Annotated in this window: 26 protein-coding genes and 4 pseudogenes; 13 read left to right on the forward strand and 17 right to left on the reverse strand. The window is 68.8% G+C overall.

Features of this window, described 5'->3' with window-relative positions; translation table 11 throughout:
• Positions 1–740: 740 nt before the first annotated feature.
• Positions 741–2,159, reverse strand: a complete 1,419-nt coding sequence (locus BLS95_RS03755; RefSeq protein WP_090929366.1) for an IS1380 family transposase — start codon at positions 2,157–2,159, stop codon at positions 741–743.
• Between the two features lie 165 nt (positions 2,160–2,324).
• Positions 2,325–2,744 (reverse strand): annotated as a pseudogene (locus BLS95_RS03760) (PLP-dependent aminotransferase family protein); the annotation flags it as partial.
• 137 nt (positions 2,745–2,881) lie between these two features.
• On the opposite strand from BLS95_RS03760, the gene BLS95_RS57575 reads away from it, so the two are divergent.
• Complete coding sequence (locus tag BLS95_RS57575; protein ID WP_245764814.1) at positions 2,882–5,467, forward strand: ABC transporter substrate-binding protein; 2,586 nt, start codon at positions 2,882–2,884, stop codon at positions 5,465–5,467.
• Positions 5,468–5,499: 32 nt separating this feature from the next.
• Here BLS95_RS57575 and BLS95_RS59720 read toward each other — a convergent pair.
• Positions 5,500–5,931 (reverse strand): annotated as a pseudogene (locus BLS95_RS59720) (BlaI/MecI/CopY family transcriptional regulator); the annotation flags it as partial.
• A gap of 98 nt (positions 5,932–6,029) precedes the next feature.
• Here BLS95_RS59720 and BLS95_RS03775 point away from each other — a divergent pair.
• Positions 6,030–6,239 carry a hypothetical protein gene (locus BLS95_RS03775; RefSeq protein WP_090929368.1) on the forward strand — a complete coding sequence of 70 codons (210 nt, stop codon included), beginning with the start codon at positions 6,030–6,032 and terminating at the stop codon, positions 6,237–6,239.
• 293 nt (positions 6,240–6,532) lie between these two features.
• Here BLS95_RS03775 and BLS95_RS03780 read toward each other — a convergent pair whose 3' ends face one another.
• Positions 6,533–7,591 (reverse strand): AraC family transcriptional regulator, encoded by a 1,059-nt coding sequence (locus tag BLS95_RS03780; RefSeq protein WP_218135585.1) that lies wholly within the window; start codon positions 7,589–7,591, stop codon positions 6,533–6,535.
• A 127-nt stretch (positions 7,592–7,718) separates the two neighbouring features.
• On the opposite strand from BLS95_RS03780, the gene BLS95_RS03785 reads away from it, so the two are divergent.
• Together BLS95_RS03785 and BLS95_RS59500 are read left to right on the forward strand one after the other, a co-directional pair.
• Positions 7,719–8,321, forward strand: coding sequence for an SDR family NAD(P)-dependent oxidoreductase (locus tag BLS95_RS03785; RefSeq protein ID WP_342742667.1), 603 nt, complete (start codon positions 7,719–7,721; stop codon positions 8,319–8,321).
• Positions 8,260–8,466, forward strand: coding sequence for an SDR family oxidoreductase (locus BLS95_RS59500; RefSeq protein WP_342742668.1), 207 nt, complete (start codon positions 8,260–8,262; stop codon positions 8,464–8,466). Before BLS95_RS03785 ends, BLS95_RS59500 begins: the two co-directional genes overlap by 62 nt.
• 507 nt (positions 8,467–8,973) lie before the next feature.
• Here the strand turns inward: BLS95_RS59500 and BLS95_RS03790 are convergent.
• Together BLS95_RS03790 and BLS95_RS03795 are read right to left on the reverse strand one after the other, a co-directional pair.
• Entirely contained in the window at positions 8,974–9,357 is a 384-nt protein-coding gene (locus BLS95_RS03790; protein WP_090929371.1) for a YybH family protein, read from the reverse strand.
• Between the two features lie 32 nt (positions 9,358–9,389).
• Positions 9,390–10,100 carry an SDR family NAD(P)-dependent oxidoreductase gene (locus BLS95_RS03795; RefSeq protein ID WP_090929373.1) on the reverse strand — a complete coding sequence of 237 codons (711 nt, stop codon included), beginning with the start codon at positions 10,098–10,100 and terminating at the stop codon, positions 9,390–9,392.
• A gap of 95 nt (positions 10,101–10,195) precedes the next feature.
• Between BLS95_RS03795 and BLS95_RS03800 the strand changes: the two genes are divergently transcribed.
• Positions 10,196–10,726, forward strand: a complete 531-nt coding sequence (locus tag BLS95_RS03800) for a CGNR zinc finger domain-containing protein (protein WP_218135586.1) — start codon at positions 10,196–10,198, stop codon at positions 10,724–10,726.
• 253 nt (positions 10,727–10,979) lie between these two features.
• Here the strand turns inward: BLS95_RS03800 and BLS95_RS59725 are convergent, their stop codons facing one another.
• From BLS95_RS59725 to BLS95_RS03815, 3 genes are all read right to left on the reverse strand, one after another.
• On the reverse strand, positions 10,980–11,261 hold the full coding sequence (locus tag BLS95_RS59725; protein ID WP_090929375.1) for a helix-turn-helix transcriptional regulator: 282 nt from the start codon (positions 11,259–11,261) through the stop codon (positions 10,980–10,982).
• Positions 11,262–11,531: 270 nt separating this feature from the next.
• Positions 11,532–12,569 carry a fibronectin type III domain-containing protein gene (locus BLS95_RS03810; RefSeq protein WP_090929377.1) on the reverse strand — a complete coding sequence of 346 codons (1,038 nt, stop codon included), beginning with the start codon at positions 12,567–12,569 and terminating at the stop codon, positions 11,532–11,534.
• 53 nt (positions 12,570–12,622) lie between these two features.
• Positions 12,623–13,546: a hypothetical protein gene (locus BLS95_RS03815; protein WP_090929379.1), complete on the reverse strand. Its 924-nt coding sequence runs from the start codon at positions 13,544–13,546 to the stop codon at positions 12,623–12,625.
• A gap of 569 nt (positions 13,547–14,115) precedes the next feature.
• On the opposite strand from BLS95_RS03815, the gene BLS95_RS03820 reads away from it, so the two are divergent.
• Positions 14,116–14,751, forward strand: coding sequence for an SRPBCC family protein (locus BLS95_RS03820; protein WP_090929381.1), 636 nt, complete (start codon positions 14,116–14,118; stop codon positions 14,749–14,751).
• Positions 14,752–14,893: 142 nt separating this feature from the next.
• Here the strand turns inward: BLS95_RS03820 and BLS95_RS03825 are convergent, their stop codons facing one another.
• The gene (locus BLS95_RS03825) at positions 14,894–15,127 is read right to left on the reverse strand and encodes a hypothetical protein (protein ID WP_245764815.1); all 234 of its coding nucleotides are present in this window, start codon (positions 15,125–15,127) and stop codon (positions 14,894–14,896) included.
• Between the two features lie 58 nt (positions 15,128–15,185).
• Between BLS95_RS03825 and BLS95_RS03830 the strand changes: the two genes are divergently transcribed.
• The 4 genes and pseudogenes from BLS95_RS03830 (at position 15,186) to BLS95_RS56710 (ending at position 17,022) form a co-directional block, all read left to right on the forward strand.
• Positions 15,186–15,527, forward strand: coding sequence for a winged helix-turn-helix domain-containing protein (locus BLS95_RS03830; protein WP_245764816.1), 342 nt, complete (start codon positions 15,186–15,188; stop codon positions 15,525–15,527).
• On the forward strand, positions 15,524–16,306 hold the full coding sequence (locus BLS95_RS56705) for a hypothetical protein (RefSeq protein WP_218135587.1): 783 nt from the start codon (positions 15,524–15,526) through the stop codon (positions 16,304–16,306). The genes BLS95_RS03830 and BLS95_RS56705 overlap by 4 nt, the downstream gene beginning before the upstream one ends.
• Positions 16,307–16,311: 5 nt before the next feature.
• Positions 16,312–16,386, forward strand: a pseudogene (locus BLS95_RS59730) (hypothetical protein); the annotation flags it as partial.
• A gap of 3 nt (positions 16,387–16,389) precedes the next feature.
• Positions 16,390–17,022, forward strand: a complete 633-nt coding sequence (locus tag BLS95_RS56710; RefSeq protein WP_218135588.1) for a sensor histidine kinase — start codon at positions 16,390–16,392, stop codon at positions 17,020–17,022.
• A 320-nt stretch (positions 17,023–17,342) separates the two neighbouring features.
• Here BLS95_RS56710 and BLS95_RS03840 read toward each other — a convergent pair whose 3' ends face one another.
• From BLS95_RS03840 to BLS95_RS57585, 3 genes are all read right to left on the reverse strand, one after another.
• Positions 17,343–17,771 carry a YkvA family protein gene (locus BLS95_RS03840; RefSeq protein ID WP_090929383.1) on the reverse strand — a complete coding sequence of 143 codons (429 nt, stop codon included), beginning with the start codon at positions 17,769–17,771 and terminating at the stop codon, positions 17,343–17,345.
• Positions 17,768–18,367, reverse strand: a complete 600-nt coding sequence (locus tag BLS95_RS03845; protein WP_090929385.1) for a Chromate resistance protein ChrB — start codon at positions 18,365–18,367, stop codon at positions 17,768–17,770. The genes BLS95_RS03840 and BLS95_RS03845 overlap by 4 nt, the downstream gene beginning before the upstream one ends.
• 240 nt (positions 18,368–18,607) lie before the next feature.
• Positions 18,608–18,802, reverse strand: coding sequence for a transposase (locus BLS95_RS57585; protein ID WP_245764817.1), 195 nt, complete (start codon positions 18,800–18,802; stop codon positions 18,608–18,610).
• Here BLS95_RS57585 and BLS95_RS57590 point away from each other — a divergent pair.
• From BLS95_RS57590 to BLS95_RS03870, 3 genes and pseudogenes are all read left to right on the forward strand, one after another.
• Positions 18,801–19,342 (forward strand): annotated as a pseudogene (locus BLS95_RS57590) (SDR family NAD(P)-dependent oxidoreductase). The gene BLS95_RS57585 and the pseudogene BLS95_RS57590 overlap by 2 nt on opposite strands.
• Positions 19,343–19,381: 39 nt before the next feature.
• Positions 19,382–19,567, forward strand: coding sequence for an NUDIX domain-containing protein (locus tag BLS95_RS03865; protein ID WP_218135589.1), 186 nt, complete (start codon positions 19,382–19,384; stop codon positions 19,565–19,567).
• 120 nt (positions 19,568–19,687) lie between these two features.
• Complete coding sequence (locus BLS95_RS03870; RefSeq protein ID WP_090929392.1) at positions 19,688–20,092, forward strand: VOC family protein; 405 nt, start codon at positions 19,688–19,690, stop codon at positions 20,090–20,092.
• Positions 20,093–20,397: 305 nt separating this feature from the next.
• Here the strand turns inward: BLS95_RS03870 and BLS95_RS03875 are convergent, their stop codons facing one another.
• From BLS95_RS03875 to BLS95_RS03890, 4 genes are all read right to left on the reverse strand, one after another.
• Positions 20,398–20,712 (reverse strand): DUF4387 domain-containing protein, encoded by a 315-nt coding sequence (locus BLS95_RS03875; RefSeq protein ID WP_090929394.1) that lies wholly within the window; start codon positions 20,710–20,712, stop codon positions 20,398–20,400.
• A 3-nt stretch (positions 20,713–20,715) separates the two neighbouring features.
• On the reverse strand, positions 20,716–22,077 hold the full coding sequence (locus BLS95_RS03880; RefSeq protein WP_090929396.1) for an acyclic terpene utilization AtuA family protein: 1,362 nt from the start codon (positions 22,075–22,077) through the stop codon (positions 20,716–20,718).
• A 52-nt stretch (positions 22,078–22,129) separates the two neighbouring features.
• Positions 22,130–23,416 carry an MFS transporter gene (locus BLS95_RS03885; RefSeq protein ID WP_218135590.1) on the reverse strand — a complete coding sequence of 429 codons (1,287 nt, stop codon included), beginning with the start codon at positions 23,414–23,416 and terminating at the stop codon, positions 22,130–22,132.
• A 104-nt stretch (positions 23,417–23,520) separates the two neighbouring features.
• A complete protein-coding gene (locus BLS95_RS03890) occupies positions 23,521–24,237 on the reverse strand; it encodes a GntR family transcriptional regulator (protein WP_090929398.1) in 717 nt (238 codons plus the stop codon).
• Positions 24,238–24,245 lie beyond the last annotated feature (8 nt).

Below are 24,245 nucleotides of genomic sequence, written 5' to 3' on the forward strand. Positions count from 1 at the left end.
CGAAGCCATGGCGCCAGCGCAAAGGGATCCGCCAAGCTTCAACGGATTGCCAAGGGCGAGATTTGGTGAAACCTCCCTGCCAGGCACGGGCACGAGCGGCAGCATGGCTGGCGATTCCGGGGTCGGGAACACGGGGACACCCATTGGCGGTACGGGCTATTCGACCAGGTCAGTGCGATGCACGATCAACCGTGTTAAGTCAGCTTCTCGGCCCCGGACATGGTGGGATAGCCCGACGCGATAATGCACTCTTTAGTGTTTCCGCAGGCCAGCGGTGACGATCCGCACCATGATCCATCTCACCGCCAATGGCTGTCCCCGCGTTACTCGCCCCCGGGATCGGGCCAGCGCGAGCTACAGCTTTGGGCGACAGAACGCCTGAGGATAGGCGATGGCGAAGGCGACTTGGCGCTGCCAGATCGGCCCGAGCGCGGTCGCCGGGTCGGCTTCACGCACGGAAACGCGGGTATGACGAGATACGCCCTCTCACCCGGAAAGTGCACTTTTCCCTGCAGACAACAGGGGCTCAGCCTGAATCCATGGCGTGATTTCGTCTGATCGTTTTCGGTTCATCATCCTCGATGAGGGCTGCTCCTGCAGGTAGAGGCCTTGTTTCGGGCGTGCGAGGGCCGCCGCGCTCGGGTCGCGGCTTGTCCGGGGTTGGTCAGGGGCTCGGGGTGCGCGCAGGCGCGGGTGACCGCAAGGGGTCGTCAGCAGCGTGTGACCTGGGTTTCGGCTGGTCAGGCCGCTGTGGCGGCGGGTGGATCGTGGGTGGCGGTGAAGGCGTTGATCCAGGCGGGCTGCCAGCGCCATCCGGTGGGCAGGTGCAGGGTCAGGTGGCCGCGCCCAGCAGCGGGGCCGCGCCGGGCCAGCCGGGCGGGCACGCTGATGAGGTGGCGGCGCAGGGTCGCCCCGCGTGCCTTGGCGTGGAAGGCCGAAGCCAGGCAGCCCGGCGCGCGCAGCAGGTTATGGGTGATGGCGGTCAGGGTGAGCCACGCGGCGTTGGCGGTGAAGACGCCGGAGGGGAGATGCGCCAGTGGCCCGTTGATCAAATCGGCGTTGACCTGTTCCTGCACGGCGTGATCACGGTGCTGTTCTTCAGCCTGGAGGAGCGTATACGGGCTGTCGGTGAAGATCGGATAGTAGCGATAGGCGGGGAACAGCTCGTCTTGGCCCCGCTCGGCCTGCTCGTTGAGCTTCCTGACCCGGCGCACGATCAGCCGGGCGGTGACGGCCTTGCCCTTCTTGCTGGTGAAGGCGGTGTAGCCGACCTCGGCGACCTGCGCGTCCGAGACCCAGCCACCGGCCTGCTCATCGAAGATCGCCCGAGGGTAGGCGATCGGCCTCCAGGCGTCCCCGCCGATGGTGGCGATCGCGGCCTTCACCTTGGGGTCCAGCTTGGCGGTGACCGAGAAGCGGGTGTCGTGATCACGGCAGGCGGCGATCACCTCGGCGCCGTAGAACGCGCTGTCGCCGCGCAGGACGAGGGTGCCGGTGCAGCCTGCCTGACGTGCAGTGCCGATGGCCTCGCGGACCGCCCAGGAGGCGCCGCGCGCAGAGCCGGTCGTGCCGCCGCGCAGCCGACTGGCGGCCACCACCGGTGCCGACAGCGGCGTGGACACTGTGACGGTCAGCGCGTTCAGCCCCTTGACCAGCACATTCTTGCCTTGGATCTTGGTGTGGCCGAAGCCGGAGCCCTGCTTGGCATACCCGTAGGTGCGCCGCTGCATCGAGTCGATGTCCAAGAACGCCAGCACGTCCTTGCCGGGCAGCAACGGCGTGTGGGCGGCCAGACTCACCAGCACCTGGCGGGCGACCTTTTCGAGTTGGCGAACGTTGCCCCAGGTGAACGCGCGTAGGAACGAGCCCAGCGTGGAGGGGGCGCGGATACCGGTGAACATCCTGTCCATCCCGCCATGTCGCAGCAGGTCCAGGTCATCGATGCTGTCAGCACCGCAGGCCATTCCGGCCACGATCGAGGCCACCTTCGCCGGCGCGTTGACCCCGTCGGCCGTGCCCAGCGCCACGTGCTCGCCGACCAGTCGCTCTAGTCCGCACCGCTGGGCCAGCCGCAGCGCCGGGGCCAGTCCCGCGAATGAGATCGCATGCTCGTCGTCGAAGATCGCCTGCGTACGGCTGGCGGCGTGGGAGAATTCCAACTTACGAGGTGTCCTTTGCAGCGGGCCGATGGAAGCGTAGGAACTCCCATCCTCCCAGTTCAAGGGACACCTCACTTCATTTCGCAGACCTCGCCGCTGACTTCACGCTGTGGATTGTGACTTGTATCGCTTGATGACGTGATTTTGGGATCGCTATTTGTCGTTGTCGGCGTCCTCCTCGGCCACGGCCGTGGGGTAGGTGCCGACCTCGGACTTGATGACGCTCGGGTCGGCCAGCCACGGGGCCTTCTTGGTGACCGTCGCGAACTTCGAGGAGAACTCGCCGAACGACAGGTGCTGCGACTTGTCGCGGATCAGCCCGAAGGCGGCGATGTCCCAGAAGGCAGTGGTGCCGCCGTTGCCCAGCACGACCTGGTAGCCCTCGGGCAGCGAGAACAGGTCGGCGAGCCCGGAGCGTACGCGGCCGACCAGGTTCTTGACCGGCTTCTGGCGGTGCGAGGTGCCCATGACACTCGCGCCGGAGGCGGCGAGCGCGGCCAGTTGCTCGGTGCGTACCTTCGAGGGCCCGCAGCCGAAGCGGCCGTCGGCGGGCTTGAGGTCAGCGGGAATCACGATGTCAGCCACCTGACTGATCCCGCGGGGTTGATTAGGGACCGGGGCTGGAATCTGAGAAGAACCCCACAGCCAAAAGATCCCCAATGCCGCAGAATGGAGGAACTCAGGACCTGCCATGTTCGTGACGCGAGAGCGGCGGTGGCGCCATGCCCTCAGAACAGGATTCGCGAGAGGTGGTGGAGGGTCTGCTGCGGCGGCCCTTCTGGCGGGACCTCCCGCTGCCCGTGTTGGTCGTCACCGGAGCGCGGGCCGGTGCGGCCGCGCAGCTGGCGGAGCGTTTCAAGGCGCGCCTGCCGTACGCGAGGCCGGAGAAGGGCGCGAACAAATCGCTGGCCGAGCTAGTGGACGCGCTGGCCGGCGCCAATGGCGCTCTGGGCGGCAACACGGTCGGCAACACCCTGCTGCCCGCCCCACGCTTCCCGCTGACGGAATTCGTGTTGTGGGCCCGGGCCCAGCGCGACAAGAGGCCGGAGGAGTGGCCGAAGGCAAGGTGGCCGCCACCTCCTGACTCGCGCCCCGGGCAGGAGGAGCTCAAGCATCGGTTCAGGGCCAGGTTCGGGGTGCGTCCCAGCCTGCAGGCCGACAGCCGCAAGCGGTGGGCGGCGGGCGACTTCCTCGTGCGGGCCGCGGTCTTCTTCGTGCCGGTCGCCACCGTGGTCGCCTGGTGGCTGGACGCCGGGATCACCGACCTGATCCCGCTGGCACCCGGCCTTCTCGCATTGCTGCTGGGCGTCGGCGCGATCGCGTTACAGGCGGTGCGCTTCATCCGCGGCACGGCCTTCTCCCGGTGGTTCCGCCTCCACCGGTACAAGGACCTGCGCCGCACCGCCGGCGAGAGCCGCCCCAAGTACGCGCTGCAGCTGATGAACGCGTCAGAGCCGGAGATCGAGAAGCTGCTGGTCTACGCGATGCTGGAGGACCTGCGCCAGGCGTACCGCAAGTGGCCGCGGATCCCGTGGCCGAGCTGGGGTCGCGGACTGTACGCCCTGCTGGTGCTCGACGCGGATGATCCGGTCCACGCGCGGCTCCTGCGGATCCTTGACGAGGTCCTGTACGAAACGGACATCGTGCCGCCGCTGCTGGTGATCGTCGAGGACCCGGGGCAGCCGGTGCCGCCGCCGGCCGACCGAGAGCCGCGGACCATCACCGAGGACGTCGAGGACTGGCGCTCGCGCGTGGCGCTGCGCGGGCCGGAGCCGCGGCTGCGTCTCGCCGGCGACAAGCTGGTGCTCACGGACACCTACGAACCGCGGCTGAGGGGGGTCAAAGCCCGTGCCGTCGGCTACTGGCTCGCGATGGTGGCGCTGCTGCTCGCCCCGCCGCTGTACGTCTACGGCAGCAACTGGTTCGGCTGCGGCTCCGGCATGATGTCGGCCGAGCAGCAGTGCGTCGGCCTGAGCGACAACCTTGCCGAGATCGCCCCCGACCCGGCCCTCTTGCCCATTCTTGAGCGGATCAAGCAGCAGAACGAGGCCATCGACACGAGGCAGCGGGTCATCACGGTCTTCTATCTCGGCGTGCTCACCACGTCACATCCGGGCGACGACCAGACGGGCGGCTCGGCCGGCGAACTGTCCGGCATCGCGGCCCGCCAGGGAGCCTACAACCGGCTCGGCAGCTGGCAGATCAAGGTGGAGCTGGCCAACAGCGGGCAGTACTTCCGGCACTCCGAGTTCGCCGCCAGGATGATCAGGCAGCGCGCGGCCGGTGACCCGGACGTGGCAGGGGTGATCGGGCTCGCGTGGAGCAGGACCGAGACGCAGGACGCCATCCGGGTGCTCAGCGACGCGCACATCCCGATTCTCAGCACCACCAACTCGGCCGACCTGACCCCGCTGGTCTACCAAGGTCGTCCTTCGCCGTACTTCTTCCGCATGGCGGCTCCCAACTCCGCGCAGGCGCGGGCGTTCGAGCTGTGGCTCGACCACGGGCTCCCCGGAGGTGCGCCGGTCCCTCCGCGGCGGGTCGCCATCCTGGTCGAACGCGACGCGGAGGACCGCGAGCTCTACAGCAAGGACCTCGCGGACGCGCTGGCCAAGGGCCCGTACGGATCCGCCGAGCAGTACCGGTTCGCCGACCAGGACGAGCTGGCCAGCAAGGTCGACCTGGCCTGCCAGGACGGTGCGGAGGTGCTGCTCTACACCGGCCGGGCCACCTTCCTGAACACCGTGGCCGACACCCGGGAGCACCAGTGCGGGGACAAGGTGCAGATCCTGGCGAGCGACGACGTCACCGAGAAGCTGGCCCAGCTCCTCGTCAAGAATGACTTCACCAACAAGCCGGCGATCTCGTTCGTCGCGCTCAACGACATGCGACAGGGGCAAGGCGGCAACCGTACCCAGACGGAGATCGAGAACTGGATCGCGAGCGTCAAGGCGGTGGGCGTGTCCCGCGTGCACGCGTGGATGGGCTATGACGCGCTGCTGGCCGTCACGTCGGCGATCAACAAGATCAAGGCCTCTGACGTCGACGAGTCGGTCAACATCGCCGAGAGCGTCGCGTACAACCTGCGTGGGCTCGGTGTGGGCGGCCTCATCCAGGGCGCGAGCGGGAAGTTCTACTTCTCCGAGGACGCGGAGTCACACGCCGCGCTCCCTCGCGGGCTCTGGCTGTTCTCCATAGACGCCGCCCCGGGTTCCTCCGCGAACGGCCCGGTGCTGCGGGGGAGCTGCACGGTCGACGAAAAGGCCCCGGGCACCGCCGAACTTGAGGTGAAGTGCTCGTTCGGCTGACGCGCTCGGAACGCGTTGCGGTAGGGCGTACGTTCGAGCAGCCCCTTCTTCACCAGCCGCTCGGCCACGGTCTGCACCGTCGTGTACGCCAGTTCGCGCTCCTCGTTGAGCCTGACCAGCAGTTCCCTGACGCGCATCGGTTTCCGGGCATCCCACAGCACGTCCATGATCGCGCGCTCCAGGGACCCCAGGCTCGCCAACTGACCAACTGGCCGGGCGTGGAGGGAGGCACCGACCGCGCCCCGGTGGCCGCGCAGGCGGGAGCGTGGGGATCGATCCTTCCGGCCGTGTGGAGTTTCATGCTGGCCGCCGGGGCACGCGGCGTGGGTGTGGACCACCGCACAGGGACCGCTCGAACGCGAGCTGGCTAAGGTGCTCGGCGTGCCGTTCGAGGAGGTCATACTGGCGGCGTTCATCCCGCTGGTCTTCACCCTCGGCACCGACTTCAAGCCTGCTCCCCGCATCCCGCGCAAGGAGGTCCTGCACTGGGAACCATCGAGCACGCTTGCCAGGCCGTCCCGACCCCAGGACGGCCTGGCAAGCGGATCGGACACACACGGAGGTGCCCTCACCCCTCAGCCTCGGCGACACCGACGACTACGCCACCACCGAAGCCCTCGCCGCCATCACCCGCATCACCAGCGGCAACTTCCGCCTCACCGTCCGCCTCGTCGGCCAGATCGAACGCGTCCTGAAAATCAACAACATCTCCACCGTCACCAAGGAAGTCGTCGAAACCGCCCGGAAGAACCTCGTCATCGGCACGATGTGAGCCCGACACGACTTCGAATCCGAGGCCCACCAGCAACCACAACACCCCAAACAGGCCGTTGCCCTCTCCACCAGCTGAGCGGGTAGAGGCCTTGGAGTTCTCAAGGAATCCAATCCAGGGCGTCAAGATCGAAAACCAGTGACCACGACAAATAGCGATCCCAAAATGACGACATCGAACGATCCAAGTCACACTGTGGATCCAGGCTCAGCAAGTCCTATCGGTTGCATGTCGAAGGCACTTTCCGTGTTTCTGATCAATTCCAGGGCAGCCCGCCTTGTGAAAGTGCGAGGTCAAGCATCGGCGGATGCGCTCTGACCATCGGGAATCGTCGGCGCTCCCGATTGCTGTCGTGTGTGGATTTTCGCGCGGTAGTTGCGCGGCGAATATCCATGAGTGCGTTTGAAGGCGTTGCTGAAGGCACTCTCGGAGGCGTAACCGAGGCTCGAAGCCAGGGAGGCGATCAGCGTCTCATCGTGAGAAAGAGCGCGTTCGGCGATGTGCATGCGCCAGTGGTGGAGGTAGGTGAGAGGGGGTATGCCCGCCGCCGTGCGGAAGCGCACGCTGAAGCTGGTGCGCGACATCGCGGCAGCCTGGGCGAGTTCTTCGAGATGCCAGCGGCGGCCAGGATCGGCATGCATGCGGCGTAGGGCCGGTGCGAGGTGCGGGTCAGCCAGTGCGCGCAGCCAGCCGGCGGGGAAGGACTCGGGCGAGGCCGCCAGCGTGGAGCGGAGCACTTCGACGAGCAGAAGCTGGGCGTATTGATGGGATGCGTGATGGGTGCCTGGCCGTTCGGCATGCAGTTCGTGCAAGAGACGATCGAGGATCCATTGGACGACCGGGGCCTCGGCGCTTTCCGCGCCGATGCGCGTGAGCGGCGGGAGCGCGGCCAGTAGCAGTTCCTCGCCGGTGGCGTTCAGGGCGACATGGCCTCCGATGATCACGGTGCTCGGGTCGGCCGGGACGTTCGTCTCCTCCGCGGGCGCTGCGCCGTGTTCCCGGTGATGGCTGGTGATCCGCACGATCGTTTCGCGGCCCGGGCCGAACATCGGTGCCGCCTCAGCTGGTGCGAGCCCTGGATCGGAGGCGAGTTGCACGCTCTTGACGTCGTTGAGGACGGCCACATCGCCCGCACCCAGCAGCAGCGGAGCTTGAGGGCCGTTCGCCGTCAGCCAGCAGGAGCCTGAGACGACAGCGGCCAGCTTCAGCCGGGCCCGCGGCCAGAACCGAAGGGCCCACGGCGCCGTCGCCCGGAAACCGCCAGAGATGACTGAGCGCGCCTCGCTGAGGGTGAGCGCTTCGCTGAGCGGGTCGCCGGGGGCGGGGGCGGGCAGGTGAACATGCCGGGACACTCCTGTACTGTCGCGCAACTTTTCGGGACTTTCAAGCATTCCGAGTCCCGATCTGTCGATCCCAGACTGAAAGCGGACAGTACGCCGCCGCCTGTCGTCAGGACGGGCACGAGACCGGAGAGACCGCATGACCACCACCACAGCCCAGCGCGTCGCCATCATCACCGGAGGGTCACGCGGCATAGGCCGGCGCGTCGCCGAGCGCCTGGCCGCAAGCGGGCTGGCCGTCGTCGTCAGCTACGCACAATCTGCTGAGGCCGCGAATGCCGCGGTCGAAGGCATCACCGCCGCCGGCGGCACGGCCATGGCCGTGCGCGCGGACGTCGCACAAGAGGATGAGGTGGCGACCCTCTTCGACACGGCGGAGGAGGCTTTCGGCGGCGTGGACGTGGTCGTGCACGCCGCTAGCGCCCTGTCCAGGGGTTCGGTCGCCGACTTCGACCTTGATCTGCTCGACCAGGCCCTTCGCATCAACCTTCGCGGCACCTTCATCGTGGACCAGCAGGCAGCCCGCAGGTTGCGACCGGGCGGTGCGCTCATCAACTTCTCCAGCTCTGTCACCCGGTTCTCGAACCCAGGCAATGCCGCCTACACCATGACCAAGGGTGGAGTGGAGGCGCTGACTCTGCTGCTGGCGCGGGAGTTGCGCGGCCGCGATGTCACGGTCAATGCCGTCGCACCCGGCGCCATCGAGACGGACATGTTGCAGGAGTTTCCTTGCGGGCCGTGAAGAGCTCCGCGCGGGGATCGCTGAGCGCTCGCCGCTGGAGCGGATCGGCACCCCCGACGACATTGCCGAGGTCGTCCTTTTCCTCGCCGGCCCGGCGCGATGGATCAATGGCCAGGTCCTCTACGCCAACGGCGGAGCCATCTGATCGGTGACACCCTCGCGGCGCTGGGACACGGCTGAGGTGTTGGACAACGATCCAGGCGCGCAGCCGCTCCAGATGGCGGCTGATCTTGCTCGTCACTTCCGGAGAGCGGACTCCGCGCACCGCGAGATCGAGATGGTGCGCGTCGCGACCTGCGCCTGTGGACACCACGCTGATCGTCTTCGGCTTCCTCCTGCGGTTCGCCGACCGCACCGCCCGTCGTCCGCCTGCCGGCCGACCTCGGGTCTCCTGCGCGGTGGAGAAGATCAGGTCGGCCGGAGGGGCCGGGGGTAGCGGCGCGATCTCACCTGGACCGGCGACCTCCCCCCGATCCGCCGCCCGAACGCCCTGTTCCGCACCGGGGCCGAGATGCGCTGGGCCGCCGCCTTCCTCGGCCCGTGGGTGATCCGCCGCATCCGGGGCCAGTCGAGCGGCGACGGCCGGACGGCCAAACGCCCGGCCCTGCTCCCGGTCATCCCCCGACCGTGACGACCGCCCGGCGGGTCCGGCTCAGTGCGGGGCCGGAATCAGCGACACGTGGTAATGGCCGATGAGCCACTGTTCCCCGGTGCGTTCGAGCACCATGGTCACGTGCCGGTGGACGGTCGGAGTGTCGCCGGGGAACTCGAAGTGCGCGGTCGCGTAGCCGACGATCACATTGTCCGCCGAGCGGCGGGCGTCGATGATCTCGTACTCGACCCCGGTCAGCGGCTCGGGGTCGTAGTAGGCCACCACGGCGTCGCGCCCTCGCGAGGGGTCGGGGTGACCGCCCTGGAAGATGGCGTCCTCGGCGAAGGTCGACCCGATCTCGGTGGTGTCGTGCACGTCGATGCCGTGTTTCCAGATGTCGAGGACACTCGTGAAGATCTCCTCGTTGCTCTTCTCGCCTGCCATGTTCCCGCTCCTTTTCGCTCGGTCGCCGAAGTTCAGCGGCCGGCGCTGAGGCCGCCGTCGACGTGCAGGAACTCGCCGGTGACCAGCGGCGACTCCTCGAGGTAGATGACGCCCCTGGCGATGTCCTCGACGGTGCCGGTGCGCTTGTTGGGGTGGAGCTGCGCCAGCTGCTCCGGGGTGGCGCCGCCCTGGATGGGGGTGTCGATGAAGCCCGGGGAGACGGCGTTGACGCGGATGCCGCGGGCGGCGTACTCGATCGCCAGAGACTTGGTGGCGGCCGCCAGGCCGCCCTTGGTCACCGAGGCCAGCACCGAGGGGATGGCGGAGTTGGCCGACTCGACCAGGGTGGTGGTCACGTTGACGACGTGGCCGCCACCGCCCTGCTTGAGCAGCTGAGCGATGACGCGCTGGGTCAGGTAGAAGAATCCGCCCAGGTTGATGCCGATGTTGTTCTTGTAGTCCTCCGCGGTGAAGTCGGTGAACGGCTTGGCGGTGAAGATGCCGGCATTGTTGACCAGCGAGTCGATGCGGCCGAACCGCTCCAGCGCGGTGGTGACGATGTTCTCGGCGGTGGCCGGGTCGGCGATGTCGCCGGCCACGGCGACGACGTACTGATCGTCGCTGGGCTTGATGGAGCGGGAATTGGCCACGACGGCGTACCCGATCTTGCGGTAGGCCTCGACGAGACCGGCCCCGATGCCCTGGGATGCACCGGTGATGATGACGACCTTCTGATCGCTCATGAGCGCGCCTCTCCTTTTCTAACCTTCTTCAAGCTCGTTGATGGTTAGACCGTAGACACGGGGGTATAACCTTGTCAAACGAGAACGGAGGTTAGATGGCGATGAAGATCGCGAATGTGGACGAGGGGCTGCTCCTGGCCCTGCTGAATACGACCCCGACCGTCGCCGGACAGGTGACCGATCGGCTCGCCGACCCCGAGGAGGCCTACGCCTGGATCGCGGAGCACGCGGGAGACGAGCACCTCGCCGAAGACCTGGAACTCCTCCGCTCGACTCGCGACACGCTCCAGGCGCTGGTGCACGCCCAAGCCGCGCCGGCGGCGCTCGCCCCCGCGCTTCGCGGCGTCAGCTACCAGCCGGTCATCGGCGACACCGGCATCGGCTGGCGGCTCGCGGCCCCTCGCGCGCACACCCTGGCGGCCCGAGCCGTCGTCGCCTGGGACGCCCTCCAGCACACCGCCCCCGGTCGCCTGCGCGCATGCGAGAACACCGACGAGTGCACGCTCTTCTATGTCGACCACTCCAAGAGCAACAGCGCCCGATGGTGCTCGATGTCCGGCTGCGGCAACCGCATGAAGGCGCGCCGCCACTATGAACGCCGAAAGAACACCCAGATCACCGACTGACACCTGCCGACCTGGTCGGCCCCTCTGTGATCCCGCTCCGGGAAGCTGCGGCACGAGATCCGAGACCAGCCCTCAGGGGCTGCTCGGAGGAGACCTAGCCGGCCGGGCGGCCCGGCCAAGGGGTGGTGCTGGGCAGCGGTCACTCGCAATGAGACCGAGCCTGCTTGCTGAGGGTCACCAAGCCGCTCGGAAGTGATTGCACGCTGCCAGAGGCACCCGACAGTTCAACAGCCTCGGCCGAGAGGGAAGTGATCTACCAGGGTTGAGCGGTATCCATTGCCGTTGGTGCCGCTGGGGCGGTGTGCCCTGTCCGGTGGGAGCGCGCTGTGCGGGGGGCGAGGCCGGTGGCGCGTTTGAACGCGGTGCTGAAGGCGCTGACGGAACCGTATCCGCTGGCTGCCGCGATCTTGGAGATGGAATCGGTGCCGGTACGAAGGGCCTGATCGGCCAGTTTCATGCACAACTCGTTCAGATAGGTCAGGGGTGGCCGGCCAGCTGTCTGCTTGAAGCGGGTGGCGAAGGCGGTGCGCGACATGGCGGCGTGGCGCTGTCGGGTTGACCGGCCTTGGGGAACAGCCGAGCAGCCAGTAGCGATAAGCGCTGATGATCATGTTGACCGGCTGACATCGTGATGGACTCTGAGCAGGACGACCTGTGAGAACACGCCAGACCGCACTGTCAGTCCGAGCTTGTTCCGCTGCCTGAACTCCGGAGCCCTGAGCGCCCGATCAGCAAATGTTCGGGCCGTTGACCAGGTTGAAGACTCCTTACCGCCACTGGCTGCTCGGCTGTTCCCCGAGGCCGGTCAATGGATCCGCCGACACGACAGCAGTGGTTGACCCGAGTGCCGCGCCAGTTCCGGGATGTATCGCTCGGAATTTCGCCATTGCACCCGGGCTGTGCGCTTACGCCGCCTGAGACTCGGCTCGATAGATGGCTGGGGCAGGGGAATCCGGCCGGGCTCGGGCTGCTCCTCGGCGGGGTCATGTGCGACGTGGCCCGACTGCGTCAATTCGTTCCTCGACCGGTCAACGCTCGTCAGCCAGATTTCGCGGTCCGCCTCATAGGGCTGGCCGGGGATGACCTCGGTCCCGGCCGTGTCCAGGTAGCCGACCCTCGCTCCCAGGTCCTCGGCGTCGAGCGGGTCACGCATCCACACGTGCACCCGCTCGAAGTCGATTGGCATTGGCACACCGCCCACCCCTAGGCCGTCCCACTCCACGTGGATGACGCCGAGCCGGGCCGCCACGACCGGCGTCGACGGCACCGGCGGAGGCGTCGTGTCGTCCGGGATGAGCTTCACGACCGGCTCAGAGAACACCCCCTTGACGCCGGCATTCAGCGCCCGCACCTTGAACGCGTACTCCCAGCCCACCACCAGCGGCGACACCGTCGTCTGCAGATCACCCGAGGCGGTCTGCCCGACCATCAGCCACAGCTCACCCGCAAGGTTGCGGCGGGCGTACACCTCGTAGCCGTCCGGGTCCAGCGCGACCCCGGCTACGTCGGAGTCCACCGCACCCCACGTGACGGTGGCCTGCCCCTGGGCGTAGCCGTGCTGGTCCAGGTACGCCGATGCCTGCACGATCAGACCCGTGGGCGCGGCTGGCACGCGGCCGTCGGTGTCCGGTGCCGGGTCGCTGCCGGAGCCTCCGGAGGAGATGCCGCCGTTGAGGATGCCCGCGGCCTGGCGGGCGAGCTTGATGTCGGTTTCGAGGAACCGGTCATTCAAGATTAGGTTGCCGCCGATCAGCCCGTCCGCGTCACACGAGAGGGTGATCTGACGGATCCGCAGACTCTGCGGAGCCGCGCCGTCGCCGGGCGCGAGGACGAAGTCGCCCACCCGGTAGTCCTGGAGCGGCAGCCAGCGGGCCGCGTACGGCTTGACCTGTCGGGTCAGCTGTACCCGCTCCTTCGACGCCCGTTCCAGCGCGTACTGCGCGAGCAGCCTCGCAGTCCCCTCGTCCGCAATTCCGCCTTGCTTCTGGTAGCTCTCCCACCGGCCCCACGGCGTGGTCGCGGCCGGTTCGTCACCTCGACCGACAGGCTGCTCTCCCCCGCGATCAGGATGGCCGAGGAGACATCCTCCAGCGTGGCATCATCCGGCGCCTGGTCGACATCCCGCCCGAGCCGCAGATCGACCGGTCCCGGCCCGCTGGCCAGATCCCGGCCCAGCTCACCGCCCTCGTTGAACACCCGCAGCGTCCGGCCGCTCACCTGCCAGTCGATCACGCCCTGCTCGGCCAGATTGAGCAGCAGCGCCATCAGATCCGTGCCGGGTTCGAGCGCGAGCGTCAGCGCCTTATCCCAAAACTGGCCGTCGCTGTCGCGCTCGGTTGTGACGTCCACCGCCAGGTGGCTCAGGGTGCCCCGCGCGTGGGCCTCGTTCACCAGCGTCCGCAGGATCGCGCCCGCGCTCACCGCGTTGAACGGCCGCTTGCCTTCCACCAGCGGCTGCCCGCCGGGGTAGAGCACCAGCTTGCGGGTCATCCACGCATACCCCGGGCAGTCGTAGCTCCGCTTCCCGGTCTGGTCGGTGTTGTCCCCGCCTCGCTTGATCCTCAGGAAACGGCCGTTCGCGGACTCCACCCAGCCGCCGGCCGCCGCGTACTCCAGCGCGATCTCCACCGGCGATTCCAGCCACTCGGCACCGGCCGCGCCAGCCGGATACGACAGCCGCAGCGACGACACGTCGTTGTGCGGCATGCCGGCCTTGAACCCGAGATGCTGACCGAGCACGCCGAGCCGCGGCCCGTTCGGCTGATAGGCGACCAGACGCAGCCCGTACCGCATGGGCTCGCCTGGAATGATGACCTGCACAACTCACCCCCTTGCGGTGTCATGAATGTGTGGACGACGAGCAGCCCAAGACCGCCCGACCCACCACACGGCACTGTTGTATTGGCCCGCTGGTGACGAGCACGCTTGCCAGGACAGCCGTTGTGGGCATGGCAGGGGTAGGGCCGGAAGCCTGTGAAGGTCTTCAGTTGCTCTCTGCACGTCCGCAGGCGGGACGGCGTACTTGGACAGCCACTGGCGCGGATTCACGAGTAGTTGGCATTGAAAGACATGGCCGCTGTCACCTTCGCTGGCCATGATTGCCTTGTTGGCGGTAACAGCGATCAGCGACATGCGCCAAGAAGGGAATCGCCTGCGTAAGGTCATGGTGATTCGACGGGAGATGAGGGACGGAATCGTCAGTGCTTCCCCTCTGCCGGGAAGAGCAGATTTCTCGTTTCACCGGCGGGCGATCGGAACAACTCAAACGAGTCGAATCCGGAATTCCCGGTTCTCGGCCCGCGCCAACGTTCGTACCCCAAAATTAGCGTTGACTTATATAAGTGTGGGCGGGCGCGACCAAGCCCGAACGACGAGAAGGAATAGGGCGAATGATCGACGTCGTCAACCAGGTCAACGCCACCCACCGGGAGATCGGCGACCAGGCGGTCGCCACCGGAGCGGGGCGGTCGCTGCTGCTGCGGCGCACGTACGACGCCTCGATCGAGGACGTGTGGAGCGCCTGCACCGACCCCGACCAGATCGGCCGATGGCTCATCCCGATCGAGGGCGACCTGCGGCTCGGCGGCACCTTTCAGCTCAAGGGCAACGCCGGCGGGGAGATCCTGCGCTGCGAGAGGCCCCATGTGATCAAGGTGACCTGGACCTTCGGCGAGGGCATGCCCACCGAGGTCGAAGTACGCCTGGCACCCGGCGGTGACGGTGGGACCGTGCTGGAGCTGGAGCACGCCGCACCAGCCGAGACCGTCGACGGGACGGTCCGCATGTACGGGCCCGGTGCCACGATCGGCATCGGCGTCGGCTGGGACCTGGCGCTGCTCGGCCTCGACCTGTTCCTGCGCGACGTCGCTTTCCAGCTCGCGACCTGGGGGGACACGCCGCAGGAGAAGGAGTTCGCCGCCGCGAGCTGCCGCGCCTGGGGGCCCGCGGTCCAGGCCGCCTGGGGCACCAGCGACAACGACCTCGCCGCGGCCGTGGCATTCGCCGTGCAGCACTACGCTTCCTAGACCCGGCAGCCGCGTTCGTCAGGCCCCCGGCGGCTGTCAGGCGCGTCCGAGGCATGAGACGGCGGTCGGTGCCTTCCGAGGCATGGCGCTGTGGACGTCCCGGTTCCGATCTGCTCGGGCGCGCTCGCCTTCGCCGGAGCCGCTACTTCGCGATCGCTTCGCGGACCGCCGGGGCGATCTCCTGGGCCCAGCGGCTCAGGGTGGTGGAGCCCGGGCTGCCGTGGTCGGCGGCGAAGAGCGTGAACCCCGACGCGCCGTACTCCAGCACCGCCCCGGTCAGCTCCTCCACCCACTGGGCGACGGAGCCGCCGAGCCAGCGGCCGTCGCGGTCACGGGTGGCGGGCAGCGGCCGGTCGGTGATGCGCCGCGCCCGCACCGGCGGCCCGATTCAAGCTCCTCCCGGTATCGCGGCGCCGCCGTCCGCGGCGGACGGGGTGCAGCACGTCGGCCCGCTGGCCATCGATCGCCGCACCCGCCAGGTGCATCTGGCCGGTGACGCGGTGGCGTTGACGCCCAAGGAGTTCGACCTGCTGGCGTATCTGCCCACCGACGCCGGCGCGGTCTACTCCCGCCAGCAGATCCTGGACGAGGTATGGGACCCGCACTTCTTCGGCCCCACCAAGACGCTGGATGCGCACATCGCGGCGCTGCGCCGCAAGCTCGGCGATACGGCCTGGATCGCCACCGTGCGCGGAGTCGGCTTCCGCCTGGTAGACCCCACCGCCGAGACCCCTACCTCACCGGCTGCCGACCGGCCTGGCGCGGTGCCCCGGTGACCCGGCGGCTGCTACTCAGCTACGTGGGCCTGGTGCTGCTGGCGCTCGCCGCGCTGGAGATCCCCCTCGGTCTGGTCTACGCCGATGGTGAGCGGGACCGCTTTGCCGCCTCGGTCGAACGGGATGCCGCGATGCTGGCCGAACTGGCCGAGGAAGAGATCGAGGAAGGCAACCTCGCCGCCCTGCCCGATCTGGCCCGCCAGTACGCCGGGCGCACCGGCGGGCGGGTGGTCGTGGTCGACCGGAGCGGGCTCGTCCTGGCCGACTCCGCCACCGATTCCGCCACCGGCTCTGGCGCCCGGGAAGCAGGCACCGACCTGTCCAGCGAACCGGATATCGCCGCCGCCCTGGACAACCGGCCCACGATCGGCACCCAGGCCACCCCGGCCGGCGAGGTGCTGTCGGCCGCTATGCCCGGCACCTCGGGCGCCACCGTACGCGGGGCACTGCGCCTGACCTACCCCATGAGCGCCGTCACCGAGCGGGTACAGACGATCTGGCCGGCGCTGGCCCTGGGCGGCGGATGCGTGCTGGCCACCGCCACCCTGATCGCGCTCGCCCTGGCCCGCTGGGTGACCCGCCCGGTCCGCGCCCTTGAGGCGGCCACCGCCGCGCTGGCCGACGGGCGCGAACCCGACCCGGCCCTGTCCCGGCTCGGGCCGCCGAACTGCGCAGCCTGGCCGCCACCTTCACCCGCACCGCCACCCGGTTACGGCACCTGCTGCATGCCCAGCGCGCGTTCGCCTCCGAGGCCTCCCACCAGCTCAAAACCCCGCTGACCGCGCTGCGGCTGCGGCTGGAGAACTTCGAACCCTACCTGCACCCACGCGCCCACCCCAGCCTGGAGGAGGCCGTCGGCGAGGTGGACCGGCTGGCCCGGATGGTGGGCGGGCTGCTCGCGCTGGCCCGGCTGGAACACGCGGCCACCGCACCCGAGCCGGTCGATGCGGACGCGGTGCTGGCCGACCGGGCCGCCGCCTGGATGGCCCTGGCCGCCGAACACCACGTGCAGATCACCGTGACCGGCCCGCCCGCGGGGAAGGTCCAGGCCATCCCAGGAGCTCTGGAACAGATCGTCGACAACCTGGTCTCCAACGCGCTGCGCGTCGCACCGCCCGCCAGCACGATCACGCTGCACCGCGAGCCCGCTGGCGAGCCCGCCACCGCGGCCGACGGCACGCAGCACGTCCAGCTGCATGTGATCGATCAAGGGCCGGGCATGACCGCGGCCGACCGCGCCCGCGCCTTCGACCGGTTCTGGCGCGCCCCCGGCAGCACCCACCACGACGGCACCGGCCTGGGACTGCCGATCGTCCGGCAACTCACCCACGCCGGCGGCGGCCAGATCACCCTTAACCCCGCTCCCGGCGGCGGACTGGACGCCACCATCTACCTGCGCCCCGCCGCTCCCATCCGCCAGCACCCGACCGCACGGACCGCGCGGACCCAGCAGCGCCCGCCACGCAGACCCCGCACCCGCATGCGCACCCGTTGAAAGCCCGCTGCCCGACGCCCCCAAAGCGCCAGATGAGCGGCCGGGATCGGTTTCGGCTAGGAGGCCATGCGGGCCTGGCGCCACATGGTGAGGCCGAAGCCCCGTAGCCAGCCCATCGGAGACTCACCTCCTGTGCCACAGGGGCCGCCACGCGAGGGGAAACACGTTGATGGGCTGCTGGCCGACACCATGCGATCATGTCCCTGACCGCCCTGGGAGGAGGCCGTCGCTCGGCGTACCGGCGGCTCTCCCGGGCGGTCATCGCTCAGTCCCGGCCTGCCCCGTTTCGCATGGAGACGACCCATGCCCCCCGGATGGGCTCAGGTCGTGGCGGAGGGCTTGTCGAGCCGGGTCAGCTTGACCAAGACCGCGAAGCCGTCATCGGTACCCGGCCAGTGCCGCCGGACCGCCTCCAGGCCGGCGCGGCGGACCACGGAACGCAGCACCGCCGTGACGATGATGGCGTCGTCGGCGTAACCGAGTATCGGGATGAAATCGGGCACGAGGTCCAGCGGCAGGGCCAGGTAGGCCAGCAGCAGCGCGAGTCGCACGCGCACGCCGCGCGGCAGGTCGGAGTCGGCCGCTAAGCGGCGCACCAGGCGTAGCACGTCGGGCAGCAGGCGCAGCGCCTCCCGCAGCAGATTGCCGCGAGGCCGGACGATCGCCAGCGTGCCGATCAGCGCCAGCCAGGCGACCAGCAGCGCGACCGCGATCCCGATCAGCAGATCCCATCCCCAGGACCCGGTCATGCCTGCTCGCTCTCCTCCTGCGCCTCCGGCACTGCGATGCTGATCTCGGCGGGTGCTTCGGCTGCCAGCGCGCTCTGCTCGAACGCCGCCAGATCCGCCGCGGCGTCCTCGACCGCGGACTGGGCCATGGCGGCGGCCGGGGCGGCGAAGTAGTCCCGGGCGGCGATCTTGGCCAGCCAGGACCGGAACCGCTCCAGGTCGGCCTCGGACTCCTCGACCTCGGCATAAGTGGCCCGGCCGCGCTGGCGCTCGGCTGCCAGTTCCGCGCGGAAGGTGGGCAGGCGCTCCAGCACCTCGGTGTATTCGGCGTCGCGGGCGGTGTTGAACTCGGCGATGATCTGTCGTTCTTCGGCTGGGTCGGTGAGGGTCAGGCGCAGCATTCGGCCAGTCCCACCTTGTTGATGCACTCGGTCCAGTAGGCGGCGTACCTGCCGCAGGGTTTGCTCGCGCTCCGGCAGCAAGCACACCGACTGCTGCAGATACAGCGCGCCGAGCGAACGCAGTTTGCGCCACACCTGCACCCGCAGGGTGGGTGCGGCTCCGGCGGTGGACACGCTGACCAACAGCCAGCCCTCACCTTCCGTATTATCCGTCACACGCCTATGTTACACCCGTAACAATCCATGGCAACGAGGCTACATGAAGGTCATCGGAGCGCACGCAGGCACAGCCCACGACGGCCGCCGCTGCATGCGACGAACGGTGACAGCTCCCTCAGCGTCCCGCGACAGGCAGACCGGTCAGGTCCAGGCGGCCATCGGTCCGCAGCTGAATCTCGCCATACGGGCTCATGTTCGAGCGGAAGATCGGGGTCAGGCCGCGCCGGTCGGCGTCGGTCAGTACGTCCTGCCACTCCGGCAGGGCGAGCGTGTCTTCTGCTCCTCACGCCGATTGGAAGCCAGCTCGCCGCGCTTGCCGAACCGGATGTAGTCATTAACGCCGTTGTAGTTCTCCTCCACGTTCAGCCCGGACTCGGTCTCCCACTGCAGATCCCGATCCCGCATCATCCGCACCGCTGACGTGACCGCCATGGTCGCCGACGTCACCGAACAGCTCGCCCCCCTCCGCATCCTGGTCAACAACGCAGGCGACTACCCGCGCATCGCCTGGGCCGACCTGACCGAGGACCGCTGGATGGCGGCCATCGACCTCAACCTGACCGGCCACTACCGGTGCGCGCGGGCGGTCACCCCGGCCATGTCGAACATCGAGGTGGGCGTATCGTCAACGTCGGCAGCATCACTGCTCGCAGCGGCCGCGCCGGTCTGGCCGCCTACGCAGCGGCCAAAGCCAGGCTGCACGGCCTGACCCGGGCGCTGGCCTTCGAGGACTCGGCGGCTACGGCATCATCGTCAACGCGGTGGTTCCTGGCCCCATCCAGGTAGACCGCGAGCGCCAGCTGCCGCCGGGTGCCTGCACGCCTGTGCGCGACCAGCTTGCTCGCCAGTGCCTTCCCCCGGCGCGGGCAGCCATCGGACGTCGCCGCGGCGGTCACCTTCTTAGCCACCTCCGGTGCCGCGTTCATCACCGGTCAGAGCCTGCACGTCGGCAGCGGCTGGTTGCTGCACTAGCCTGCGCGCCGCCCACTCCCTTGAGGAAGGATGCCTCTCATGCGTGAACGCGTCCGCGCCATCCCGGTCGACCACGAGGGCCATCTGCTCACCATCAAGCGGATCAAGCCAGAACAGATGCCGTACCGGGTGTTGCCCGGTGGCGGTGTCGAGGACAGCGACACCAGTCTAGAAGCCGCCCTCAAAAGCGAACTCAGGGAAGAGGCGGGACTCGATGACGGCTGAGGAGATGCGGGCCGCTCTCGGTCTGGCGGACGCTGCCGGTGATTCGTCTGCTCCGGCTGTCGAATCAGGGGCGGGCCGATCGACGCGTTGACAACACAAGCGCGTGAAAGGATATGGATCATGGATTACAAGCTCGAAGTGGTGCCGGTCGCGGTGGCCGACGTGGAGAAGGCGAAGCTGTTCTACAGCGAGCAGCTCGGTTTCGTGGCCGACCACGACACCCAGATCAGCGCCGATGTGCGGGTGGTGCAGCTCACCCCGCCCGGGTCGGCCTGCTCGATCGTCATCGGCGCCGACACCGGGGCCGCTCCCGGCACGGTGCGAGGGCTGCAGCTCGTGGTGACCGACATCGACGCCGCGCGGGCCGAGCTGGCCGGGCGGGGCGTCGAGGTCAGCGAAGTCCAGCACTACAGCAAGGACGGCACGATGGCCGCGGGCAAGGGCGGGGAGTGGAACGCGTTCGCCTTCTTCAGCGATCTCGACGGCAACGGCTGGGTCCTGCAGGAAGGTCCCGGCCGCGGATGACCCTTCGCCGGTGTCTTCCCAGGCCGCTCCGTAGCTGAACAGCCCGCGGCCAGGTCGATGAGGCCCTTGTCGACGAGCAGGCGCAGGCCCGAGCCGAGGGAGCCGCGGGCGGGCAGGGCGTCGGCCTCGCCGCCGCCGTAGGCGCGCTCCCGCGCGTCGGCGCGGATGGCCCAGGTGATGCGGGTGCCCGGCGCCTGCTCGGCCAGGTCGGCGAGCGCGAGCAGCGTGGTGGCGGCCGAGTGCCCGACACCGACCACGACCGTGTGCCGGCAGCCCCCGGGAGATGGGGACGGCTGGCGGGCCGATCATGCCGGGACCACTTCCATGTCCATGAGCGGCGCGTACTGCTGGCCGGCGTAGCAGTCGGTGTCGGCCAGGCTGCCCTGGACCACCGGCCGCGGGAGCGACACCTTCACTGCAAGGGCCAAGGGGTGGTTGACCAGGAGGATCTTGTCCGGGTCGGTGTTGAAGAGCGTGGCGAACAACTGCTTGTTCAGGAAGCCGGTGGCCACCAGGGCCTTGTAGCTGTCCTCGTCGTGGCACATGAAGTCGAAGGTGAGCGTGAAGGGGCCGGCGTTCTTCGAGCGCACCAGGGCGCAGTAGTGGAGCAGGGTGGTCATGGGTTACAGCTCCTCGGTGGTGGTGCGGAACAGCTCGGTGGGGGTGATGCCGGTGACGACGTGGTTGAGGGTGAAGCGGTAGAGCGGGCCGCGGTCGATCTCGGGCGGTGAGAAAGGGTAGGCGAGGGTGGAGACCAGGCCGTCGTACTGCGGGATCGGCAGGTGGCTGCTGGCGTGGGCGACGAAGGTGGCGACGGCGTGCGCGGTCTCCTGGTCGGGTGCGGTGACGGTGATCAGGACGCCGAGTTCGCGCGGGTCGAGTGGGTCGGGCTCGCTGCCCGCGAGGACGGCGCCAGCGCCGTAGAGGCGGTAGTCGATGTCTATGTCGGCGGGGTTGACCGTGCCGCGGAAGACGTCGGCGATCTTCGCGTCGAAGTAGTGCCTGGCCATGGGCAGGAGCTTGGGCAGGGTGGCGACGACGATCCGGTCGCGTACGCCGCCGATGATGACGGTCTGGTAGCCGACGAGTTCGGCGCCTTCGAGCTTGTTGGTGTAGCCGTCGGCGGGGACGTAGCGGGCGCCACGGACGCGGACCGTCTGCTCGTCGACCGTCTCGTAGGTGGCGTCGGTGGTGTCCAGGACGCCGGAGGGCTCGGCGATGTGGAACGGGTCGGCGTTCTCGTACAGGGTGTGCGCGGCGACCGAGCGCGGGGTGAGGCGGCTTCCGTTGGCGAGGGTGGTGACGTCGAAGTGGTCCTCGCGCAGCGTCACCAGCAGGCCGTTGGCGGAAGGCGGGATGGCGCACGCGGCGCCGCACTCGATGGTCTTGGCCATGTGCCAGGTCAGGCCGGGGTCGGCGCCCTTGAGGTGCGGGAGGGCGGCGAACAGGGCGGTGTCGCTGGCGCGGCCGGCGAGGATGACGTCGCACCCGTCCTGGAGGGCTTCCTGGATGGGCTCGACGCCCATCATCGCGACGGTGTGACCGCGCTCGAAAACCTCGCGGCCGATCCCGGGGGCGTGGGGCAGCGGGGTGATACGGCCGGCGTCGTAGAGCTCTTCGAGGCGTTCGACGGGCTGGTCGGAGTAGATCAGGCCGACCTTGAAGTGGAGGTTCTCCTCGGCGGCGATGGTGCGGGCGAGGTCGGCGACCCAGTCGACGCTGACGTCGCGGCCCGAGGTGCCGCAGGAGCCGATGATCAGCGGCACACCCAGCTCGTCACGGGCGCGCAGCAGCAGCCGCAGGTCGCGGCTGACGGCCTGGGCGGAGAGCTTGGGGGTTCCGGAGCCCAGGGCGGCGGGGCCGGAGTCGGTGGAGCCGGCGTCGCAGGCGATCACGTCCGGGCGGGCCGCGACTCCGCGCGCGAAGGCGTCGGCGTCGAAGCCGGCGCCGAGTGCGCCGGTGGGGGCCAGGATGCGGAGTTCCATGAGGGTGGTGCCTTTCGGTGATACGCGTACGACGGAAGAAGACAAAGGGGGCTCAGGCCGCGGGCCGGTCGGGGACGCGGCGGGCCAGGCGGGTGAAGACGAGAAAGGTGATGACAGCGAAGACGGCGGCGTTGAGCAGCATGTAGCGCCAGTCGGTGAGGTCGATCGTGGCGCCGAGGATGCCGGGGCCCAATGCCATCCCGGACTGCGACGCGATCGTGTAGAGGGCGGTGTAGGTGCCCAGCACCTTCTGGGTGGGGGCGAGGTTCCACAGGGCGACGAGCGCGTTGACCGCGAACGAGGCGTAGCCGAGCGAGGAGAGGATCATCGCTGTGATCGTGCCGGGCACCGACTGCCAGACGAAGCCGACGAGCAGGCCGACGATGAACAGCCCGACGCCGTAGCGCATCGCGCGCAGCTGGCCCAACCTATTGGACAGGTAGGCGATCGGCAGGACGCACACCAGGAAGGCGAGGGCGCCGGGCAGAGCCAGGCCGCCGGCCTCCCCGCGGGTCAGGCCGAGGACCTGCGTGCCGTAGGGGGTCATCAGCGAGCGGAGCGCGGACCACATGCCGGCGAAGCAGAAGATGCCGATCATCAGCAGGAACGTGGGGCTGTAGGGGGAGCGCAGCGCGTCCTTCATCACCGCCCAAGGGGAGGTGAACTCCTGGTGCTGTTCCGTCTTGTCCTCGGGCAGGACGGTTTCGCTGTGGCGGCGGCCGAGGAAGGTCCATGACAGGGCGAGCATGATCAGCATCAGTAGCGGCGGGATCGCGAAGGCGAGGTGCAGAGAGTGGTCGACGACCAGGAGGCTGATGAGGGAGGAGACGACGATCGTCAGTGCGGCGCCGGCCTTGATGAAGCCCTGGGCCTTGCTCCGGTGCGAGCGGAGGACGTAGTCGGAGACCAGGGTCTCGGTCACGCCCTTGAAGGCGTTCGCGATCGCGGCGAAACCGATCACGCAGATCATCAGCATGAGCAGGTTGTTCGCCCACGGGATCAGGACGAACGGCACACTCGCAGCTGTGGCGCCGACCAGGACGATCGGCCAGCGGCCGGCGCGGCGGCGGACGAGCTTGTCGGAGAAGAAGCCGACGAACGGCTGGGTGAAGATGCCCCAGGAGTGGTCCAGGCCCATGATCAGCCCGATCACGCCCGCGGAGGCGAAGTAGTGCCGCAGCTGTTCGGGGACCTGGGCGTCGTAGAAGTTCCAGACCGCTTCCTGGGCGAACACCGCCAGGGTCACCCACAGGACCGCGCTACGGTTCATGCGCTCACCCATGTTGCTGGGCGACGGGGTGGTGGCTGCCTCGGGGGCGGGCGGGGGATCGGGCATCATGACGGCTCCTATGCCACATGCTATAGCAAAAAGGGGGATTGCCTGGAGGCTCGACGCATCCCAACGCCGTTATCGGGCGGGCAGGCGGCACTATGGGGGCGTGGTCAGCTCTGGGAGAGCTGGACGAGCGCGGCACGGTGATGGCGCGCGGCGAGTTCCTCGGCGCGGTCCTCGTCCCGTTCGAGGAGGGCGTTCAGGAGCTCGCGGTGCTCGTGGTAGCGGGCGCGGAACTCTTCCGCCCGCTCGGGCGCGATCTTCATGGTCAGGTCGAGCCGTTCCTCGTCGCTGAAGGCGCGCGCCTGGTTCAGCAGGCCCTCCAGGACGGGGTTGCCCACGCACTCCTCCACTTGGTGATGGAATAGGCGCAGCTTGTGGAAGACGGCCCTCAGCTGGTCGGCGACGTCGGCTTCCAGGCCCTGCTCGGCAACTGTCTTCTCCACCTCGGCCACGATCCGGTCCGCCTGCGCGAGCAGGGAGACCAGGTCGGTGAGCTGATCGGCGGTCGCGTTGCGGGCCGCGAGGCGGGCCATCAGCCCTGACAGCCGGACTTCCGCCTCGACGATCTCGGAGCGGGCCGCCGGCGAGTGCGCGGCGATCCGCAGTGCACGAGGTCCGACGCGTTCGACGACCTTCTCGTGCACGAGCTGGCGCAGCGCCTCCCGGACCGGGGTAGGGCTGACACCCAGCCGGGACGCCAGATCACGTTCGGTGATCTTCTCGCCCGGCCGCAGCACGCCGTCACGGATCGCGTCTCGAAGGCGCCGGTAAGCCTGGTCGGCCAGCGACGTCGTCTCCACAGGCCCCAGGGCGTCAGTGCTCATGCCAGCAA

The organism is Nonomuraea jiangxiensis, assembly GCF_900099965.1.
In the GTDB taxonomy this organism is placed as follows: Bacteria; Actinomycetota; Actinomycetes; order Streptosporangiales; family Streptosporangiaceae; genus Nonomuraea; species Nonomuraea jiangxiensis.

Excerpts from the sequence above, each read along its gene's own strand:
- BLS95_RS03865 (WP_218135589.1), top strand. The coding sequence starts at position 19,382 with ATGCGTGAACGCGTCCGCGCCATCCCGGTCGACCACGAGGGCCATCTG.
- BLS95_RS57585 (WP_245764817.1), bottom strand. The coding sequence starts at position 18,802 with ATGGCGGTCACGTCAGCGGTGCGGATGATGCGGGATCGGGATCTGCAG.
- BLS95_RS03880 (WP_090929396.1), bottom strand. The coding sequence starts at position 22,077 with ATGGAACTCCGCATCCTGGCCCCCACCGGCGCACTCGGCGCCGGCTTC.
- BLS95_RS03820 (WP_090929381.1), top strand. The coding sequence starts at position 14,116 with ATGATCGACGTCGTCAACCAGGTCAACGCCACCCACCGGGAGATCGGC.
- BLS95_RS03875 (WP_090929394.1), bottom strand. The coding sequence starts at position 20,712 with ATGACCACCCTGCTCCACTACTGCGCCCTGGTGCGCTCGAAGAACGCC.
- BLS95_RS03890 (WP_090929398.1), bottom strand. The coding sequence starts at position 24,237 with ATGAGCACTGACGCCCTGGGGCCTGTGGAGACGACGTCGCTGGCCGAC.
- BLS95_RS03790 (WP_090929371.1), bottom strand. The coding sequence starts at position 9,357 with ATGGCAGGCGAGAAGAGCAACGAGGAGATCTTCACGAGTGTCCTCGAC.
- BLS95_RS03795 (WP_090929373.1), bottom strand. The coding sequence starts at position 10,100 with ATGAGCGATCAGAAGGTCGTCATCATCACCGGTGCATCCCAGGGCATC.
- BLS95_RS03870 (WP_090929392.1), top strand. The coding sequence starts at position 19,688 with ATGGATTACAAGCTCGAAGTGGTGCCGGTCGCGGTGGCCGACGTGGAG.
- BLS95_RS03785 (WP_342742667.1), top strand. The coding sequence starts at position 7,719 with ATGACCACCACCACAGCCCAGCGCGTCGCCATCATCACCGGAGGGTCA.
- BLS95_RS03800 (WP_218135586.1), top strand. The coding sequence starts at position 10,196 with ATGGCGATGAAGATCGCGAATGTGGACGAGGGGCTGCTCCTGGCCCTG.
- BLS95_RS59725 (WP_090929375.1), bottom strand. The coding sequence starts at position 11,261 with ATGTCGCGCACCGCCTTCGCCACCCGCTTCAAGCAGACAGCTGGCCGG.
- BLS95_RS59500 (WP_342742668.1), top strand. The coding sequence starts at position 8,260 with ATGCCGTCGCACCCGGCGCCATCGAGACGGACATGTTGCAGGAGTTTC.
- BLS95_RS03885 (WP_218135590.1), bottom strand. The coding sequence starts at position 23,416 with ATGATGCCCGATCCCCCGCCCGCCCCCGAGGCAGCCACCACCCCGTCG.
- BLS95_RS03840 (WP_090929383.1), bottom strand. The coding sequence starts at position 17,771 with ATGACCGGGTCCTGGGGATGGGATCTGCTGATCGGGATCGCGGTCGCG.
- BLS95_RS57575 (WP_245764814.1), top strand. The coding sequence starts at position 2,882 with ATGCCCTCAGAACAGGATTCGCGAGAGGTGGTGGAGGGTCTGCTGCGG.